17 protein-coding genes are annotated in these 17,423 nt (G+C 60.4%); 2 read left to right on the top strand and 15 right to left on the bottom strand.

The features are described from left to right. The first annotated feature begins 359 nt into the window (after positions 1–359). Positions 360–707, top strand: coding sequence for a hypothetical protein (locus PMI07_RS16480; RefSeq protein WP_007773185.1), 348 nt, complete (start codon positions 360–362; stop codon positions 705–707). 95 nt (positions 708–802) lie between these two features. On the opposite strand, the gene PMI07_RS16485 is transcribed toward PMI07_RS16480, so the two are convergent. From PMI07_RS16485 to PMI07_RS16515, 7 genes are read right to left on the bottom strand one after another with little or no spacing between them, the layout of a single operon-like run. Then, positions 803–2,305, bottom strand: a complete 1,503-nt coding sequence (locus PMI07_RS16485) for a tripartite tricarboxylate transporter permease (RefSeq protein ID WP_007773183.1) — start codon at positions 2,303–2,305, stop codon at positions 803–805. Next, a complete protein-coding gene (locus PMI07_RS16490) occupies positions 2,305–2,943 on the bottom strand; it encodes a tripartite tricarboxylate transporter TctB family protein (protein ID WP_007773181.1) in 639 nt (212 codons plus the stop codon). Before PMI07_RS16490 ends, PMI07_RS16485 begins: the two co-directional genes overlap by 1 nt. 48 nt (positions 2,944–2,991) lie before the next feature. Further along, positions 2,992–3,972 (bottom strand): tripartite tricarboxylate transporter substrate binding protein, encoded by a 981-nt coding sequence (locus tag PMI07_RS16495; RefSeq protein ID WP_007773179.1) that lies wholly within the window; start codon positions 3,970–3,972, stop codon positions 2,992–2,994. Between the two features lie 45 nt (positions 3,973–4,017). Beyond that, positions 4,018–4,866 carry a fumarylacetoacetate hydrolase family protein gene (locus PMI07_RS16500; RefSeq protein WP_007773177.1) on the bottom strand — a complete coding sequence of 283 codons (849 nt, stop codon included), beginning with the start codon at positions 4,864–4,866 and terminating at the stop codon, positions 4,018–4,020. A 37-nt stretch (positions 4,867–4,903) separates the two neighbouring features. Next, a complete protein-coding gene (locus PMI07_RS16505) occupies positions 4,904–6,481 on the bottom strand; it encodes a bifunctional 3-(3-hydroxy-phenyl)propionate/3-hydroxycinnamic acid hydroxylase (protein ID WP_007773175.1) in 1,578 nt (525 codons plus the stop codon). A 30-nt stretch (positions 6,482–6,511) separates the two neighbouring features. Continuing rightward, positions 6,512–7,405: a VOC family protein gene (locus tag PMI07_RS16510; protein WP_007773173.1), complete on the bottom strand. Its 894-nt coding sequence runs from the start codon at positions 7,403–7,405 to the stop codon at positions 6,512–6,514. A 4-nt stretch (positions 7,406–7,409) separates the two neighbouring features. Beyond that, complete coding sequence (locus PMI07_RS16515) at positions 7,410–8,453, bottom strand: amidohydrolase family protein (RefSeq protein WP_007773170.1); 1,044 nt, start codon at positions 8,451–8,453, stop codon at positions 7,410–7,412. A 122-nt stretch (positions 8,454–8,575) separates the two neighbouring features. Between PMI07_RS16515 and PMI07_RS16520 the strand changes: the two genes are divergently transcribed. Further along, positions 8,576–9,295, top strand: coding sequence for a GntR family transcriptional regulator (locus PMI07_RS16520; protein WP_007773169.1), 720 nt, complete (start codon positions 8,576–8,578; stop codon positions 9,293–9,295). 19 nt (positions 9,296–9,314) lie between these two features. On the opposite strand, the gene PMI07_RS33675 is transcribed toward PMI07_RS16520, so the two are convergent. From PMI07_RS33675 to PMI07_RS16560, 8 genes are all read right to left on the bottom strand, one after another. Then, positions 9,315–10,256 (bottom strand): alpha/beta hydrolase, encoded by a 942-nt coding sequence (locus PMI07_RS33675; protein WP_007773168.1) that lies wholly within the window; start codon positions 10,254–10,256, stop codon positions 9,315–9,317. A gap of 49 nt (positions 10,257–10,305) precedes the next feature. Beyond that, positions 10,306–11,736 (bottom strand): aldehyde dehydrogenase, encoded by a 1,431-nt coding sequence (locus PMI07_RS16530; RefSeq protein WP_007773167.1) that lies wholly within the window; start codon positions 11,734–11,736, stop codon positions 10,306–10,308. A gap of 36 nt (positions 11,737–11,772) precedes the next feature. Further along, positions 11,773–12,207 (bottom strand): heme-binding protein, encoded by a 435-nt coding sequence (locus PMI07_RS16535; protein ID WP_007773166.1) that lies wholly within the window; start codon positions 12,205–12,207, stop codon positions 11,773–11,775. Between the two features lie 33 nt (positions 12,208–12,240). Continuing rightward, positions 12,241–13,008: an ABC transporter permease gene (locus PMI07_RS16540; protein WP_007773165.1), complete on the bottom strand. Its 768-nt coding sequence runs from the start codon at positions 13,006–13,008 to the stop codon at positions 12,241–12,243. Then, positions 13,005–13,781 (bottom strand): ABC transporter permease subunit, encoded by a 777-nt coding sequence (locus tag PMI07_RS16545; RefSeq protein WP_007773164.1) that lies wholly within the window; start codon positions 13,779–13,781, stop codon positions 13,005–13,007. Before PMI07_RS16545 ends, PMI07_RS16540 begins: the two co-directional genes overlap by 4 nt. Beyond that, positions 13,778–14,602 carry an ABC transporter ATP-binding protein gene (locus tag PMI07_RS16550; protein WP_007773163.1) on the bottom strand — a complete coding sequence of 275 codons (825 nt, stop codon included), beginning with the start codon at positions 14,600–14,602 and terminating at the stop codon, positions 13,778–13,780. The genes PMI07_RS16545 and PMI07_RS16550 overlap by 4 nt, the downstream gene beginning before the upstream one ends. A gap of 1 nt (position 14,603) precedes the next feature. Further along, complete coding sequence (locus PMI07_RS16555; RefSeq protein WP_007773162.1) at positions 14,604–16,349, bottom strand: thiamine pyrophosphate-binding protein; 1,746 nt, start codon at positions 16,347–16,349, stop codon at positions 14,604–14,606. A 69-nt stretch (positions 16,350–16,418) separates the two neighbouring features. Continuing rightward, positions 16,419–17,345: an ABC transporter substrate-binding protein gene (locus PMI07_RS16560; RefSeq protein ID WP_007773160.1), complete on the bottom strand. Its 927-nt coding sequence runs from the start codon at positions 17,343–17,345 to the stop codon at positions 16,419–16,421. Between the last annotated feature and the right edge of the window lie 78 nt (positions 17,346–17,423).

The following is a 17,423-nucleotide window of genomic DNA, read 5'->3' on the forward strand; positions in this document are numbered from 1 at the left end:
CGGGCAACGCAAATTTGATTGCCACGCGATTCCAGAGGCAAACATAAACATCAGATGGTTATAAATTAATTTAGAAGTGTATCTATTGCCTTTAGGAGTCGTCGCGCTCGCCACGGGTTTCATCTTTTCAGATCTGTCCACACCGCCCAGAGTATTCCTCGAGGGCAGTTTACTTCTTGCTTTGAAGTCACATCTCCCTGACAGACAGCTGGTCTGCCTGCGATCTTTCGCAACGACCTGCTGGATACCCACATCAACGAGTTCGATGCGCTTTTCGATGCCGACAGGACCTTCTCGAGGACACGAACAGTCGCTCGTCAGACTGCTCCTGACAAAGGAGGACATTACCGAACGCGACGATGCTCGCCGCAGCGAAGCCGAGCAGAAATGTCAGGGCAGAAGGCGTCTTCGAGCATTCGGCCCTGTCGCTGTGGATTGAGGATTTCTGCCGGATCGCAGTGGCCCAGAAGGGCCGCGTGCCCCCCATCATGCAGTTTAAGCTGGGTTCATTTTCGCTCGTGCGGCAAAGTCGGCTTCGGGAGATAGCAATGGGCCGCTGGCGTATGGTCAGCGGATTTGGGCGGCGAAACTGCGACCGGCTCTTCGACCAGTGCGGCGCCAACGTCTCGCGCAACGTTGATTCATCCAACTCCACAGGCGACGGCCACGTTGACCTCACCATGACCGTCTCGGCAGGAACTCAATAGGTAGCGCCAAGCGCGAAGACATAGAAGGATTCTCGGATGAAGCAATCATATCGCAAGCATTCACGACCGGCGCGATAGTTGAGCACGCATTGACATCACTCCACAAACATCTCGTCTCGACCCTTGCGAACGTTCGGAATAATTGCAGCGACCAGGAGAACGGCCGAAACGATGAGCAGACCTGCGCTGATCGGCTCAGTTATGAATGTCGAAAGGGATCCGCGAGAGAGAATAAGTGCTCGCCGCATGTTCTCCTCCATCAACTTGCCGAGCACAAAACCGAGCAGAAGAGGCGCTGGTTCAAACCCGCATTTGATCAGCAGATAGCCGACAAGTCCGAAGAGCCCGATTAACATGACATCGGTCGGCAGTGAATTGATCGAGTATATGCCGATGCAGCAGAAGGCAAGGATTGCCGGGAACATCAGCCGGTAGGGAACCTTCAAGAGCCGCACCCATAGGCCGACCATCGGAAGGTTGATGACGAGAAGCATCAGGTTCCCGACCCACATAGAAGCAATCATACCCCAAAACAAGCTCGGATTGCCAGTCATGACCTGCGGTCCGGGAATGATACCTTGAATGGTCATCGCACCAACCATAAGCGCCATGACCGCATTGCCGGGAATTCCAAGCGTCAGAAGAGGAATGAACGAGGTTTGTGCGCCGGCATTGTTGGCCGATTCGGGCCCCGCGACACCCTCAATTGCGCCCTTCCCGAAGCGACTGGGGTCCTTTGCAAGCTTCTTTTCCATTGCATAGGAGGCAAAAGGAGCCAGGACTGCGCCGTTCCCAGGCAGGATGCCGAGTATGGATCCCATCAACGTTCCCCTGAGTACCGGAGCCCATGACTGGCGAAGCTCTTCGCGGTTCGGCAGAAGTCGCCCAATTGGTTTTCTAACGACGTCGCGGCTTTCCGGCTGCGCAAGGTTGCGCATGATCTCGGCTACCCCAAAGATCCCCATCGCCAACACTGCAAAATCGATTCCATCGGACAGAAAGATCAAGCCAAAAGTCATCCTCTCATCACCCGTCTCCAGATCAGTGCCGACCGTCGACAGAAGTATGCCCACCAGGATCATGGCGACAGCCTTCAAGACAGAACCTCCGGCTAGAACGACGGCAAGCACCAGCCCCATGATCATCAGGGAAAAATATTCCGTCGCGCCGAACATAAGAGCGACCCGCGTGAGTGGCGCTCCCAAGGCAGCGATCACGAGAGTGGCGACTGAGCCTGCGAAGAACGAGCCGAGCGCGGCGACTGCCAAGGCGGCTCCGGCGCGCCCTTTTTTTGCCATTTCGTGACCGTCGATAGCCGTCACGACTGAAGTAGCTTCGCCGGGAATATTGACCAGGATCGCAGTAGTCGAACCGCCATATTGCGCGCCATAGTAGATGCCCGCGAGCATGATCAGTGACCCAGTAGGATCGAGACTGAATGTAATTGGCAACAGCATGGCAATCGTGGCGACCGGCCCCACGCCTGGAAGTACACCGATCAACGTACCGACAAGGCATCCCAGGAAGGCAAGTCCAAGGTTCTGAAGTCCGAGCGCTACGGAAAATCCGAGCGACAAGTTGGAAAGAAATGTTTCCATCACTCGCTCTCCCCGCTATCGGCAAGACCGGACTTTCGGCCCGTGTAAAAGACCGCCACGGCGGCTGCGATCATGACCAGCGCCGAGATCCGCAAGATCGATTTCGCAGACCAGCCATCGGGAAATATTTCGATGACCGCTTGCGGAAATACCGGGATGGGAAGGTTCAACATATCGCAGAACACGAGCATGCAGCAGGGCGTAAGCCCAAGCGAAAGCACTACAAGCTCGCGGATTCGCGCTTCGGCACTCGCCTTACCTCCGATGATGATGCTGAGTGGAACAGCGACGATGAGGCCGAGACCTGGTGTTGTCACAGGCCCGATGGTCAAAGGTCGGATAGTTGCCGAGAACGCGAAGATTGCGAGGATGATCAGGAGCGGGCCTTGCAAATTTCCCCGCTCCAGACGTTCACCGCTTTTCAGAAATGCCGATACGAACAGCACGACCCCGCAAAGACAAACCGCCCATGCCAGAATGCGCGGTAACATTCCCGATCCCATGGCGCTGAGCGTACCCGGATCGAGGTCGCGGGTAAGCCACAGGGCCATCGCCGCGATCAATATAAGTGCAATACCGCCCGCAAAGTTTTGAGGTGCTATGAGCCCCTTTGCGGGATGTTTCAGTCGGCTGGTCATATGGTTTCGTCCCTCTTACGCGTTTCTCGTCATGTCACGGGAAACCGCTCAGTTCGGCTCCATGCCAAGGGAATGAATGACCTTTCCCGTCGAAACAAGTTGCGCGTCCAGAAAGGCTTTTGCGCCTGCCGGCGTCACAATTTCGCCGCTCTCGATCTCAAACCCGAGCGTCGGAGCGCGCGCAAGTACATCTGGCTCCGCTAGTGCCTTGGCAATCGCCTTGCTCATGCTGTCGATGATTGCCTCAGGTGTACCTGCGGGCGCCATCACCATGAACCAGCCCTGGAGATCGATATCCTTGAAGTTCTCCGAGATCGACTGCACGTCGGGGAGCGATGGAACTCGCTGGTTGCCAGCCACAGCGATAGGGCGCAGTGATCCATCCTTAATAAACGCTTCGACCACTGACGCCGACTGGATTGTCACCGGGGTTCGGCCGGTGATGCTATCCTGCACGGCGTTGTTGATGTTGTTGTAAGGCACCAGCACGAATTTGGAGCCGGACTGCTTGTTAATCGATTGGGCGATCAGCCCAGAAATATTGCGAGGGCCGTCTACTGCAATGCTGAGCGTACCTGGTGCTTCCTTTTCGAGTGCAAGCAGTTCGGTCAGATTGTTTGCTTTAATTTTGGGGTTCACCAACAGGAGCAGGTGGCTGCGGGCCACCTTGGATACGGCAATGAAGTCTTTTGCGGGATCGTAAGAAAGCGACTTAACTGTAAAGGGGTTGGTGACCAGGGCTGCCGAGGTGCCGAACAGGAACGTGTAGCCATCGGCGTTGGCGCGAGCGACTGACTGTGTACCAACGACGTTGCCAGCACCGGGCCGGTTTTCGACGATGAATTGCTGACCCAGCGTACGGGACAACTTGTCGGTAATGATGCGGGCAAGAACATCGGGGCTGCTCCCCGCGGCCTGGGATACGACGACCGTTACGGGCCGTTGAGGCCAGTCGGCAGCGTCTGCTGCCCCGAAAGCCATTAGCGAGCCGAGGCCAGCTACGATCATGCGTCTCGAAAATTTCAACATACTATCCTCCTCCAGGTTATCGTGTGTCGCCGCGCGCTGATCGGGTTAGCGGATCTCGTCGGCAATAGAATTCCGCAGCGTTCCCAATTTGTCGATTTCCACCTCCACGACATCGCCCGGCCTCATCCAGAGCGGTGGATTGCGCTTGGCACCAACACCGCCCGGCGTGCCGCTGACGATGACGTCGCCGGCCTCGAGGCGCGTAAAGGTCGAGCAATATTCGATCTGCCGCGCGATATCGAAGATCATCTGGGCGAAGGTCGCATCCTGCACCACTTCGCCATTCAGGCGGGTCTGCAGGCGCAGGTCGGCCAGCGGGCCGAGTTCGTCGGGCGTCATCATCCACGGGCCGAACGCGCCGGTATCCGGGAAATTCTTGCCCGGCGTGAACTGGTGCGTGTGGTACTGGAAATCACGGACGCTGCCGTCGTTATAGCAGGCATAGCCCGCCACATGGCTCATCGCTTCGTCGCGGGAAATATAACGGCCCGGCTTGCCGATGATGACGGCGAGCTCGCCCTCGAAATCGAGATGGGTCGAAACTTTCGGTCGGATGATCGGTGCGAGATGACCGGTCTGGCTATTAGCGTAACGCGAGAAAATCGTCGGATTTTCCACTTCGGTTCGGCCGGTCTCCTTGCGATGCATCTCGTAGTTCAGGCCGACGCATAGGATCTTGTCGGGATTGGGCACGACCGGCAGCCATTCGACTTCGGAGATCGGCGTTGCGGCTGCGGAAGCGGCGGCTGCGGCCACACCGGCGAAATTCGCGGTGATCGCAGCCTTGAGGTCGGCATACCGGCCGGCGAGTGCCGCACCGGCATCACGGAAGGTATCGCCTTCAACGACACCCCAGGTGGTGCGGCCAGCGATCTTGACGGTGGAAAGTCTCATTGTCTTACTCCTGAAAGGGTGTCTATCGAAAGGCGTGTCAGGCAAGGCGGACGCTCAGGTCGGCAATCTGCTGGCGAAGCGTCTCGACATTCTGGGCGGCGCCGAAAACGTAATGATCCGGACGGACGAGAGCGGCGATGACGCCATGCCGGTCGAACCAAGCGGAAAGCACACCATCCTTTTCGCGAAGCGCTGTCGGATCGGCAGCATCATCTCCTTGAGGAGCGACGGCCCTTACCACGATCCCATCGATCGATCCGGCCAGCGCTTCTCCCTCGCCGGCCCCGATGCGGCGACCGTCGAGAACCAGCCGCCACTCCGGTCCGGTGAACTTATCCAACAGGCGCGGAGAAGCGCCTTCGACGATCGCCGGCTGCGGGAAGAGCAGCCCTCGTGCCGGGGTGCTCTCTTTTGCGATCAATCCATCCTCAATGGGCGGGACGATTTCCTGGCGGGTAATGGTGAGCGGTTTGCCGCCGCCATCGGCGAGAATCTTGGCATCGCGTGCGGCAGCGGCTTCCGGATCGCGCTCGCAGATCGTCTGACCGATCGCCTTGATCTTGCCGGTCAGCGTCTGCACATGCCGTTTCCGTTCAACCGTATATGTATCGAGCAGTGCCTCTGATGACTGCCCCTTCAGGATGCGATCAAGCCTCCAGACGAGATTGGACACGTCACGCAGACCCTGGCACATGCCCTGTCCGATGAACGGTGGCTGCTGGTGCGCGGCGTCGCCGGCGATCAGCACGCGCCCACGGCGCCAATCGTCAGCCACCAGTGCGTGGAAGCGGTAGGCAGCTGCGCGCCAGAGGTCGCCCTCTTCAGGGGTCAGCCAGGGCGACAGCAACTGCCACACATTTTCCGGCTTTTCCATTTCGCGCGGATTCTCACCCGGCAGGAGCATGATCTCCCAGCGGCGATGGTTTTTCGGCCCCATGATGTAACTTGTTGGCCGTGCCGGATTGCAGAACTGCGCCGATGTCTGCGGCAGCTTGCCCAGGGCGTCCTCATGAACCTGCACGTCCACCACCAACCACGGTTCGTCGAAGACCAGGTCCTCGAACTTTATGCCGGACTGTTCGCGTACCTGGCTCCATGCTCCATCGCAGCCGATCACGTATTTCGCCGCGACTTTCCAGGTCTTGCCGGCGGCGTCCTTCAGCGTGGCGACGACCTCATCCGCCTGCGGATCGAGACCGATCATTTCCGTGCCAAGCTCAACCGTCACGCAATCGAAGCTTTCGGCATGCTGCCGCATGACAGCCTCGACCGGCGGCTGGGTGAATACCATGCTCGGCGTGTAGCCTAGCGGATACGGCTCCGGCACCATGTCGATGCGGCGGATGAGTTGTCCCTGTGCACCGAAATGCTGGGAGGCCGTGAACGGCGCGATATAAGGCAGCACCTGGTCGGCAATACCCATATTGTCAAAGTGCCGCAGGATCTCGTGGTCGATCGCGATGGCGCGCGGCTTGTCGTAGATATCTGTCAGCCGATCCACAACGAGCGTGGAATGTCCGCGTGCGCCGAGCATGCCGGCGGCAACTGCGCCGGCCGGACCGAAGCCCACCACCAGCACGTCATATCGGTTCGAAATATCGTTCTCGTTCGTCACGGGAAAGCCTCTGCAACTGAAACGGCGGTGTCAGGCGCCGGAAAATCCGATGGAAATCTGCGCCTTCTTGCAGGCGTCGCTTTTTGGAGGCGCAATGCCCCAATGGTCTGTCCGGCCCGGCGGCCACACCCATTCTTCCGGCCCGCGGACACGATAGCCGTCATCGACCTGAAGCACCTCGGCGGTGTATTCGATCACCACGCCCTGCGGATCGATGAAATAAGCGAAGACATTGTCCCCAGGCCCGTGCCGTCCAACGCCCCAGCCGATCGGATACCCCTGATCAACGACCAGCCCGGAACCGCGCATGACGGATTCCAGGTCGGGCATCAGAAAAGCGACGTGGTTCAGTCCGTTGGCCGACGCTTCCGCCAGCACCACAGCGTGATGGTCGGCATTGCAGCACAGAAACGCCATGAGCTTGGAGCGGTCCGTCAGACGGAAGCCCAGGACATCCCGGTAGAAGCTTGAAAGTGCCTCGATCTGCGCGCTGTTGATATTGACATGGGCGAGGCGGTGCGGCCGATTGGCGATGATTGCGCCTTGTCGGCGGCGATCTCCATGCACGAATTCCAGCACCGAACCCTGTGGCTCCCGGATAACGAAACGCTCACCGCCGGAAGGTGCATCGGCAGGCCCCGGTTCTCTCAGCACGACACAACCCGCTGCGACCGTTTTAGCAAAAAGCGAATGCAGGTCTTCGGCGGAGCGTACGCGGAAAGTGGTCTTGCGCAGCTCCGAACGGTCGCTCCGCTTTAGCTCCAGCACGTGAAAATCGTCGCCTGTCGCCGCCAAGAAGACCTTGTCCTCTGTTTCGGCTACGATATCCAGCCCCCAAACGCGGGTGTAGAAATCGACGGAAGCTGGGAGATCGGGCGTACCCAGTTCGACACTACGCAGGGCGGAAACAGGAAAATCGGTCATCTGATCAAACCTCATCCAGAGCGAGGAAAGCTCGCGCGTTCGCGAATGTCAGGCGTTCGCGCAATCCGACATCGGCGAAAGCCTCGTCGATACGTGCAACAGGCTCTTTTTCGCGGAAATTGAAGGGGTAGTCGGTACCCAGCAACACCCGCTCTTCGCCGAAGACGGAGACCAGACGCCGCAATGTGTCCGCATCGAAGACGAGCGAGTCCACGTAAAGGCGCCGCGCCTGCGCTGAGGGCGCTTCCGGCATGATGTCCTTGACGGCCGGAAATGCAGAATAACCCTGCTCCAAGCGCGGCAACAACGAAGCGAAGGTTCCCCCGCCATGGCTGAAGGCGATCCGGAGCTTCGGGAATTTCTGCAGCAGTCCACCGGTGATTACTGAAGCCGCCGCCAGGCCGACATCGGTCGGATACCCAAGAACCTGCTGAAGCGGCGCCGGTCCGACGAGCCGGTCCATGCCGGCCGGCCGTACGGCGTGGACGAATACCGCCGCGCCAAGCTTTTCCACTTCCGCAAAGAATGGATGGAAACACGGATCACCGATTGCGACACCATTGATGTTGCTGCCGATCTCTATACCGAGAAAGCCGAGTTCGCCGACGATGCGATGCAATTCGGCAATTGCAAGGTCGATGTCCTGCATCGGCAGACCACCAAGCCCGACGAAGCGGCCCTCACCTTCCGTCACCAAGGCAGCGATAGAGTCATTGACGTGGCGCACGAGGTCGTTAGCCGCGTTCGCGTCGATCCAATAGCCGAACAATTCCGGCATTGGGGATAAAGCCTGCAGCTCTATACCAGCACGATCCATTTCTTCAAGGCGTCGCTCAGCAACCCAACAAGCATCGCTGACCGTGCGATAGGGCTTTTCGTCAATGATAACAGTCGCGTGGCAATCGCCAGCCGCGATCATGGAAGGCCAGCCACGCACGGAGGCACCGCCAGCAGGCAACGGAAAGCGCGACGGCACCACATGGCAGTGGACGTCTATGCCGCCGCAGCCACAACCGCTCCTGAAGCGTTTTGCCTTTTCCTCGCCCACGCTTTCCTCCTGTGTTGGCATTTCGATAATATACAAACTTCGATGCGTAAAGACATAATTTATAAATTTTGCGATCCCGATATGATCGTGTATATAAAAATCGATTTGAATGGTGGAGCCACATGAACGTCGATGCGCAGAACAAGGGGCTGGAAAGCCCAGCAACGCTTGCCACGAGCATCTACGAGCGACTGAAGGTCGATATTTTGTCGGCAAGGCTCGAACCAGGCCGTAAGCTGCAGCTGCGTTTTCTGATGGAGCAATACGAAGCCGGGCAAACACCTTTGCGGGAAGCGTTAAACCGCCTCACCACCGAGGACCTAGTCATCGGCAAGGAGCAGCGCGGCTTCTTCGTAAAACCGATCAGTCTTGAGGAACTCGGGGAGCTGACGAAAACCCGGTGCTGGGTAGAGGGTCTCGCCTTGCGCGAGTCGATTGCCAATGCGGACCCAGCTTGGGAAGAAGCCCTTATCGTGGCCCATCACCGGCTGGATCGGGCGCCCCGCTCACTCAATCCCGAGCGGTTCGAAAGCAACCCGGAATGGGAGCGGCTGCACAAGGCTTTTCATGCCATTCTCATCAGCGGCTGCCAATCGCGTCCGCTGATCGGTTTCTGTGAGCAGCTTGCGGACCGGCTTGGCCGTTATCGCGCGCTTTCCAGCCGCAAGGCATTCAGGGTACGCAAGGTGAGCCAGGAACATGCGGATATTGTAAAGGCGGTCCTGGATCGCGACAGCGAAGAGGCCATGCGCCTTCTGCAGCGACATTATGAGCAGACAGCCGAAATCATCCGGGCAGATCTGGAAACGACCGAAGCCGGCGACACGACGCCGCCGGCCTGATCTTCACGGAACCGGAAATTCACTTGCCCGCGTTTTCGCGGATAAATTCGAGGATATCGGGACCGAGACTTTCGTCGGCGGTGCCGAAATGTTCGATGATCGAAATATGGTTGTGACCGAGCGCCGTCTTGTAGTTCGGAAGCTTGCCATCGCGGGCAAACAGCGCGTCGACGAGACGCTTGTTCTGGCGTTGGATTGAAGGCATGTCGTTTTCGCCCACAGCCAGGAAGATCGGCAGTTTCCGGTCGGTGACGTGGCGGATGATCGACATGCCGGGATATTTCGATGCATCCTCGCCGTAATAGACCTTGTCCTGCTGGGCAAGATCTTCCGCATCGGCTGTCGGTATCGAAATAAGGATCAAGCCCCGCACGCCATCATCCGGCTTGCCGGCTGATGTGAGAAACCCGTAGGTTGCCGCATGCGTGGCACCGGCGGAATTGCCCGATACGAAGATCGAACCAACATTACCTGGATGCGCTTCCGGATGCTCCCGCAGCCACGCCACCGCCTTGCCGACATCCTCGCCGCCGGACGGGAAGCTCGCCTGTGGCGCATAGGTGTAGTTGATCAGCGCAGTTACTATTCCATGCTGCGCAAAATAGGTTCCGAAATGGGCAACGTCTTTCTTGTCGCCGCGCACGAAACCGCCGCCGTGCGCAAATACCAGCACGGGGACTTTAGCCCCAGCCGGGAGATTGGAAGGAACGTAGAGATCGAGCTTCTGGCGCTCGCCGCTCCCGTACGCAATGTCCTTGGTGACGGTTACCCCTTCTTTCGAAGCCGCATCGTGAAGCGGCTTGTAGAGCTCGGTCACCCCTTTCACCACGTCCGGTCCCAGCCGATCGCCGAAGGCACGAACACCCTCGGTGACCGATGGCGGGTTCGCCGACATCTGTGCGTGGGCCGGCGAGACAATACCCGCCACTCCAATGAGCAAACTCCAGTAACGCAATCGCATGTTTTCCTCCCGCATGCTTGTTTTAAGGATCGCCAAACAGCGACCTGGATCAGATCGGGTAATGTCCCGGCTGCGTCTCGATGGTGATCCAGCGCAGTTCCGTGAATTCCGCGATGCCCGCTGGACCGCCGAAGCGACCATAGCCGGACCCCTTGACGCCGCCGAACGGCATCTGCGCTTCGTCGTGAACGGTCGGTCCGTTTACGTGGCAGATGCCCGATTTGATACGGCGGGCGACGCGAAGACCGCGCGCTGCGTCGCCGGTGAACACCGAAGCCGACAGGCCGTATTCGCTGTCATTGGCCAGTTCGATGGCGTGACTTTCGTCACGTGCGCGCAGCACCGCGACAACCGGACCGAAGCTTTCCTCACCATAAAGGCGCATGTCTTTGGTAACGCCATCGACCACCGTCGCCGGCATCAGAACGCCCTCCGCCGTTCCGCCCGTCGCGAGGCTCGCGCCCTTCGACACGGCGTCCTGCACCAGCGCCTGAACCTTCTCGATGGTTTCGGTGCCGATTACCGCACCGAGAGGCGTTTTGCCTTCGGACGGATCGCCGGCGACGAGCGTGGCAGCCTTGGCCTGGAATTTCTTCAAGAAGGCATCCGCGATGGCATCGACGACGATGATGCGCTCCGTCGACATGCAGATCTGGCCCTGGTTGAAGAAGGCACCGAAGGCCGCAGCCGAAACAGCCTCATCGAGATTGGCATCGTCCAGCACCACGAAAGGCGCCTTGCCGCCGAGCTCCAGCAGAACGGGTTTCAGATGTTCTGCCGCGCGACGAGCAATCATCTTGCCGACCCCGGTCGAACCGGTGAAATTGATGCGGCGCACCGCCGGGTGATCGATCAGCGCATTGACCACTTCGGCTGCATCTTCCGGAGCGTTGGTGACGACGTTGACGACGCCTTCCGGGAAACCGGCCGACTGAAAGCATTTGATGATCAGGCTGTGTACCGCCGGGCATTTCTCCGAGGCCTTGAGCACGACCGTGTTGCCGCAGGCAAGCGCGGTGGCAATGGCGCGAACGCCGAGGATGACGGGAGCATTCCAGGGCGCGATGCCCAGGCAGACGCCGACGGCTTCGCGCACCGACATGGCGTGGCAGCCCGGCTTGTCGGAGGGAATCACCTCTCCCTTGATCTGGGTCGTCAGCGACGCCGCTTCGGCGATCATGCCTGCGGCGAGCATGACATTGAAGCCGGCCCAGCTTGCGGTCGCGCCGGTCTCGGCCTGCATGAGCGCGACGAACTCGTCCTTTCTCGACGCCAGGGCCTGCGATGCCTTCAGCAGTAGCTGCCGCCTGGCATTCGGCCCGGTCTCCGACCAGCCCGGGAAGGCTGCGCCTGCCTTGTCTGCAGCGGCATTCGCTTCCACGGCGGTCGCCGCCTGCGCGGTGCTGGCGATCTCGCCGGTTACGGGGTTGAGGCGAACGAACTGGCCTGGTTTTCCGGAAGTCGATACGTTCTGCTGCACGGCAGCCTCCGTGTGTCGGTTGAGGTGGAGTCTTGTTTAAGCCACGAGCTTCGGAGCTGCGCGGAAGCCGGCCTTCTCGATGCCGGCGATGGCGCACAGCTCGTCGTTGTCTCCGAGATCGCCCGAAATACCCACAGCGCCGATAACCGTACCTGCAGCGTCGAGAACGAGAACGCCGCCCGGCGACGGCACCATCCGTCCTGCGCTGACCGAGACAAGCACGGTGACGAAAGCCGGATTTTTCGCAGCGCGCTCGGTCAGTTCACGCGTGCCGAACCCCATGCCGAGCGATCCCCATGCCTTGCCATAGGCGATGTCGAAACGGACGATACCGGCGCCATCCTCACGCTTGTAGGCGACAAGATGCCCGCCGGCATCCAGGACGGCCACCGCAAGCGGGGCAAGCGAACGAGCACGCGCTTCGGCGATTGCGGTATCAATGATGGTTGACGCATCGGTGAGCTTGAACATGTCGAAAATCCGATTGTTGAGTAGAGAGTAGGATTACCGATTGACGGCCTGCCAGCGCAGAAGGCGTCTTTCGGCGAAGGAGAGCAGACGGCTGCCGACAAGACCGATCGCGCCGAGGATGACAATACCGGCGAAAAGATCGGGCGATCTGAAGCTGCGGCTTGCGGCCAGAATGCTCTGCCCCAGCCCCTGGCGGCTTGCCAGCATTTCGCCGACGACCGCGAGAATGAGCGAAATGGTGAGGCCAAGCCTCAGACTGGCAAGGATCATCGGCATGGCACTCGGCAGCGCGAGCTTCCAGATAACTTGGGCGCGGCTGAGACCGAGCACGGCACTGACTTCATAGAGACGGGGCTCCATGGCCGCAAAACCGTGGATCGTAGCAAGCAGCATCGGCCAGAGCGCCCCGAAGGCGATCACGACCAGAACCATGTTGTCCGAAAAACCCAGAAAGGCGATGGCGATCGGGATCATGGCCGAAGCCGGCAACGGCCGGAGCAGCTCGAGCGTCGGCGCAATGAACGCCCGCGCCCGCCGGGACACGCCAATCAAGGCACCCAGAAACACGCCCACGAAGGAGGCAAGCAGCCAGCCCAGCAGCATCCGCTGGACCGTCTCCAGCGTCTGTGAAAGCATCGCGCCGCCCGAAAGGCCCTTCACCAGAGCGGCATAAGTCCGTTCCGGGCCGGGAAAGAAGATCGGTGATACGAGCTTCGCATCGGTAACGAGCTTCCACGCCAGGATGAAAAGCGCCAACGCACCGCAGCCAAGCAACAGCTTGCGCAGGGAAAAATGCTTCATCGCCCTTCTCCTTTCACAAAGGCCGGAAAGAAGGTGCGCTGCGCCACGTTGAGCAGCAGGCTGATCAGCCAGCCGATGGCTCCGATCCAGATCAGATAGGCGAACATTTCCGCCGGCCGCAGCGCCTGCTGGGCCATCATGATCCCGTAGCCGAGGCCCAGCGGGTTGGCGGTGATCTCCACCGTCACCGCCACCACCAGCGCGTAACCGGCAGCAAGTTTCAGCGACATGAAGAGCTGCGGCAGTATCGCCGGCAGGACGATCTTCGTCAGCCGGGCCAGGAAGCCGAGCTGCAACACGTTCGACACCTCCATCAGGCGCGGCTCCACTTCCTTGACTGCAGCGCGCGCCAGCACGACGGACGGCCACAACAGGCCGAGGGCAATGATGACGATTTCCATTTCCGCACCGAAGCCCAACAGCATCATCACGACCGGGATCAGCGCGACCACCGGGACCGGCCGCAGCAACTCGATGGTAAGGTCGAGAGCTTCATCCGCAAGGCGGGAAAGACCGAGCACGATACCGAGCAGCGACCCCGCCCCGACACCCAGAATACAACCGGCTGCGGCGGCTTTCAGCGTGTCCAGCGTCGCCTTCGGAAGAGATCCGTCGGCCATCACCGAACCGAACGCCTGCGCGATATCGAACGGGCTGGCTAGCGTATCGCTTTCCAGTTGGGTAACGGTTGCCGCGACCTGCGCCACAACGATCAGGGTAGCGGGCAGCAATGCCGCGCGCCAGCCGTTTTTGAGGAGGCTCGCCGCCCTCATTGATGGTCGTCCTTGATGAGGTCGTAGAGCTCGCGACGCAGACGCAGGAATTCGTGATCCTCGCGGGTCAGCAACTGGTCGCGCGGCCGGGCAAGCCGAACGTCCACGACACGACCGACACGCCCCGGATTGGGCTGAAGGCAGATGATCCGATCGCCGAGATAGATCGCCTCTTCGAGGTCATGGGTGACGAAGACCATGGTGGCGCCCGTTGTCGCCACCAGCCCGAGCACCTCGTCCTGAAGCGCCTGCCGCGTCATCGCGTCCAGCGCACCGAAGGGCTCGTCCATCAGAAGCACCTTCGGCTCCTGCGCAAGACACCGGGCGATCTGCAGGCGCTGCTGCATGCCGCCGGACATCTCGGCCGGATATTTGTCGGCGTGCCGGCCAAGGCCGATCTTCTCCAGCAATTCTCGAATGATCGCCGGACGCTCGGCACCCGGACATCCGCGCGCCTCGAGCGCCAGCGAGACATTCCCGGCGGCGGTCCGCCAGGGCAGGAGCGCCTTTCCGTAATCCTGAAAAACGATCGCGATGGAGCGGTTCGGTCCACCGAGAACCGACCCGTCAAGTTCGACGCTGCCGGAAGTCGGCCGGGCCAGGCCGGCCAGCATACGCAGCAACGTCGTCTTGCCGCACCCAGAGGGTCCGATGACGGAAATGGTTTCACCCGGAGCGATATCGAGGCTGATACCGCCGATGATCTGTAACGAACCATAGGATAGCGTCACGTCGCGGATACGGATTCGCGCCTCGCCGGATGTCGGAGTGGAGTTGTCCTCGCCTTGCCGCGGGCGGGTGGAAAGCTGCGTCACAACCACGTTAAGCTCCTTTCACGAGAGCTGCATGAGGCCCGCCGCCCACACCCTTCTGAAAGCCGTAAGCATTCATTTTCGCGAAATAGGGCATGCTCGGATGGGCCTCGAAACGCACATGGCAGTCTATAACCGCCGGCAGCCCGGAGGCGATAGCACGTTCGAGCGCGGGAGCGATTTCATCCACAGTGGTCACGCGTTCCCCATGGCAGCCAAAGCCGCGGGCCACGTCGGCATAGTCGACACCATCGAGATCCGTGCCAAAAGAGAAGTCGTAAGTCTTCCGTTGTCCCATCTTGATGACGCCCCAGGAGGCGTTGTTGTGGATGATGTTGATGATCGGCAATCCGTAACGCCGGGCCGTATCCAGCTCGGAAAGCGTGAAGCCGAACGCGCCGTCGCCACAGATGTTGAAAACCGGCCGGTCGGGATGGAGGAGCTTCAGCGCCACCGCATAGGGGGTGCCGAAACCGAGCTGGCACATGCCCGGTTCATGGAAACGGGTCCGCTCGACAGTCGCCGGTGTCAGGTCGTTGCTCCAGAAGGACGTGTGACCGCCGTCATAAGCTATCAGCGAATCCGCTGGCAGAAGCTTTCCAAGGGCCGTCCCGAGGCGGGCCGGATGCATGATCGAGCCGTCATCGTCATTCATGCGGTCGAGCTTGCCCCGATAGGTGACATAGATATCTCGCAGCCGCGCGAGCCATTTCGACCGGTCGGGAACGGCGCGATCCTTCAGGGCCACGAGAAGATCGGCCAGCGCGCTTCTTGCATCCGCCCAAATGCCAAGCGCATGGGGGGTGTTGGCGCCGAGGCTCATCGGATCGATATTGATGTTGATGAGCTGTGCACCACCCTTAGTGAGGGCGCCGCCGTCATCCCAGAGCCAGGAGGAGAAGCGGCAACCAACCGCCAGGATAACGTCTGCCTCCGCCATCGCCGCCGGAATGGCGTCGCCGCCGATGATGCCGCCGTGGCCGATGAAGAAGGGCGAATCCGACGGGACCGTTCCGATCCCCATCTGGGTGGCGAGCGCCGGCGCCTTGATTTCGGCGATGAGTTCGCGGAACAGGTCGCCGCCATTCGCCGAGACGACGCCGCCGCCCGCCACCAGAACCGGGCGCTTCGCGGAAGCCAGCATCTCCGCCGCACGGGCGATCTGGGCCGCCGACGCACGCGGGCCTTCGACGGCGCGATAGGCCTCGGGGGCCAGGGAAAGCGCCTCTTCGTCGAAATCGAACCGGGCGGTGAAGATTTCCTGCGGCACGTCGAGATGGACAGGCCCGCGTCGTCCCGTCAGCGCCTGGCGGAATGCGTCGCGGACGAGATCCGGCAGGCGGCGGCCGTCATGGACGACGGCGCTCCACTTGGTAAGCGGCTTCAGCAGCGCATGTGTATCGAGATCCATGAACATGCCGCGGTTCGGATAGGATGCGGCATGGTGGTTGTTCGAGGTGACGAGCAGGAGCGGCAGGTTGTTGTTGAAGGCCGTGCCGAGACCGCTGACGAGGTTTGAAGAACCCGGCCCCATCTCGCCGAGCGCCACGCAGATGCGCCCGCTGGCCGAGGCGACGGCCGCCCCCATCAAGGGACCGCATGCCTCGTGGCGCACGCCGAGGTAGCGGATCGCCGGCTCGCGGGAGATCGCATGGAGAAGCGGGTTCAACTTGCCGCCCGCGATGCCGAAGACAAACGGCACGGCTTCCGGAACGAGCAAACGGGTCAGCGCCTCGGCGCCGGTCATCTGGACCATGATGTCACCTGTAAAAACGGGAAGCATGGCCGGGGAACATCACCGTGCACCCCGGCCCTTTCGGGTGGCTCAGGGCACGATCAGCCCGGCGGTATCGATCTTGCCGGTCAGCATGCCGCCTTCGCGCATCGCACCGTCGAAATAGTCGAGTGCGGCCTTGGTGGGTGCGGTCTTGCATTCCGGCAGTTCGATCTTGTTCAGAACCTCGATCGGCAGCCGCGTATATTTCGAGACGATCTCTCGGGTCTTGCCCTGATTAGCAGCCACATAATCCGCCGCCTGGGCAAAAGCCGTGCGGAAGGACTTGATCGTAGCGGCATTCGCCTTTGCCCATTCGCGGGTCGCAACGAACGTCGTGTAGGGCAGGTTTTCCGGAAGTTCGGACATGTAGTTGAATGCGACCTTGCCGTTCGCCTGGGCAACGGCCCGGCCGAGCGACGGCTCACCGGCGATGATAGCATCGATCGTGCCGCCCTTCAGGACATCGGCGGTGTTGGGAATCGGCACTTCGATGAAGGTGACGCTCTTCTCCGACACGTTCTTCTGCTTCAGCCACTGGCGGAAGAGAATATCGAGAGTGCCGCCGATGCTCGGCGTTCCGACCTTCTTGCCCTTGAGATCTTCGGGCTTGCTGATCTCGACGCCGCCGCGGACCGCCAAACCGGCGTTCTTGGCGGTACGAGGAGCAGTCACGCCGCAATTGGCAACGACCACGAGATCGATGCCGCTATCGACCGCCTGCAGCAGCACGGTAGGCGAAACGGCGACGATCTGATGCGATCCGGCGACAAGTGCAGCAACCAGCGTCTGGTTCGAACCGGTAGGCAGGAATTCGACGTTCAGGTCGTTCTTTTCGAACATGCCCTCGTCCTTGGCCACAAAGGCAGCTTCCACTTCAGCGATGGGTGGCGTGCCGATGGCGATCTTAGTTTCGGCCCAGGACGGGGCCGCGCCAGCGATGACGACGCTGGCGATGAGAATTGCGCGCTTGAGCATAAATACCTCCTCGAATGCGGGGCTCCTCAACCCATCGCGACTATTCCAACCGCGGAGCCTTTCATCAATAGACAGGAT

Source organism: Rhizobium sp. CF080 (assembly GCF_000282095.2).
GTDB lineage: Bacteria > Pseudomonadota > Alphaproteobacteria > Rhizobiales > Rhizobiaceae > Neorhizobium.

Bases quoted from the DNA above. Each gene is read 5' to 3' on its own strand.
- PMI07_RS16480 (WP_007773185.1), top strand. From the start codon at position 360: ATGCTCGCCGCAGCGAAGCCGAGCAGAAATGTCAGGGCAGAAGGCGTC.
- PMI07_RS16485 (WP_007773183.1), bottom strand. From the start codon at position 2,305: ATGGAAACATTTCTTTCCAACTTGTCGCTCGGATTTTCCGTAGCGCTC.
- PMI07_RS16490 (WP_007773181.1), bottom strand. From the start codon at position 2,943: ATGACCAGCCGACTGAAACATCCCGCAAAGGGGCTCATAGCACCTCAA.
- PMI07_RS16495 (WP_007773179.1), bottom strand. From the start codon at position 3,972: ATGTTGAAATTTTCGAGACGCATGATCGTAGCTGGCCTCGGCTCGCTA.
- PMI07_RS16500 (WP_007773177.1), bottom strand. From the start codon at position 4,866: ATGAGACTTTCCACCGTCAAGATCGCTGGCCGCACCACCTGGGGTGTC.
- PMI07_RS16510 (WP_007773173.1), bottom strand. From the start codon at position 7,405: ATGACCGATTTTCCTGTTTCCGCCCTGCGTAGTGTCGAACTGGGTACG.
- PMI07_RS16520 (WP_007773169.1), top strand. From the start codon at position 8,576: ATGAACGTCGATGCGCAGAACAAGGGGCTGGAAAGCCCAGCAACGCTT.
- PMI07_RS33675 (WP_007773168.1), bottom strand. From the start codon at position 10,256: ATGCGATTGCGTTACTGGAGTTTGCTCATTGGAGTGGCGGGTATTGTC.
- PMI07_RS16535 (WP_007773166.1), bottom strand. From the start codon at position 12,207: ATGTTCAAGCTCACCGATGCGTCAACCATCATTGATACCGCAATCGCC.
- PMI07_RS16540 (WP_007773165.1), bottom strand. From the start codon at position 13,008: ATGAAGCATTTTTCCCTGCGCAAGCTGTTGCTTGGCTGCGGTGCGTTG.
- PMI07_RS16545 (WP_007773164.1), bottom strand. From the start codon at position 13,781: ATGAGGGCGGCGAGCCTCCTCAAAAACGGCTGGCGCGCGGCATTGCTG.
- PMI07_RS16555 (WP_007773162.1), bottom strand. From the start codon at position 16,349: ATGGTCCAGATGACCGGCGCCGAGGCGCTGACCCGTTTGCTCGTTCCG.
- PMI07_RS16560 (WP_007773160.1), bottom strand. From the start codon at position 17,345: ATGCTCAAGCGCGCAATTCTCATCGCCAGCGTCGTCATCGCTGGCGCG.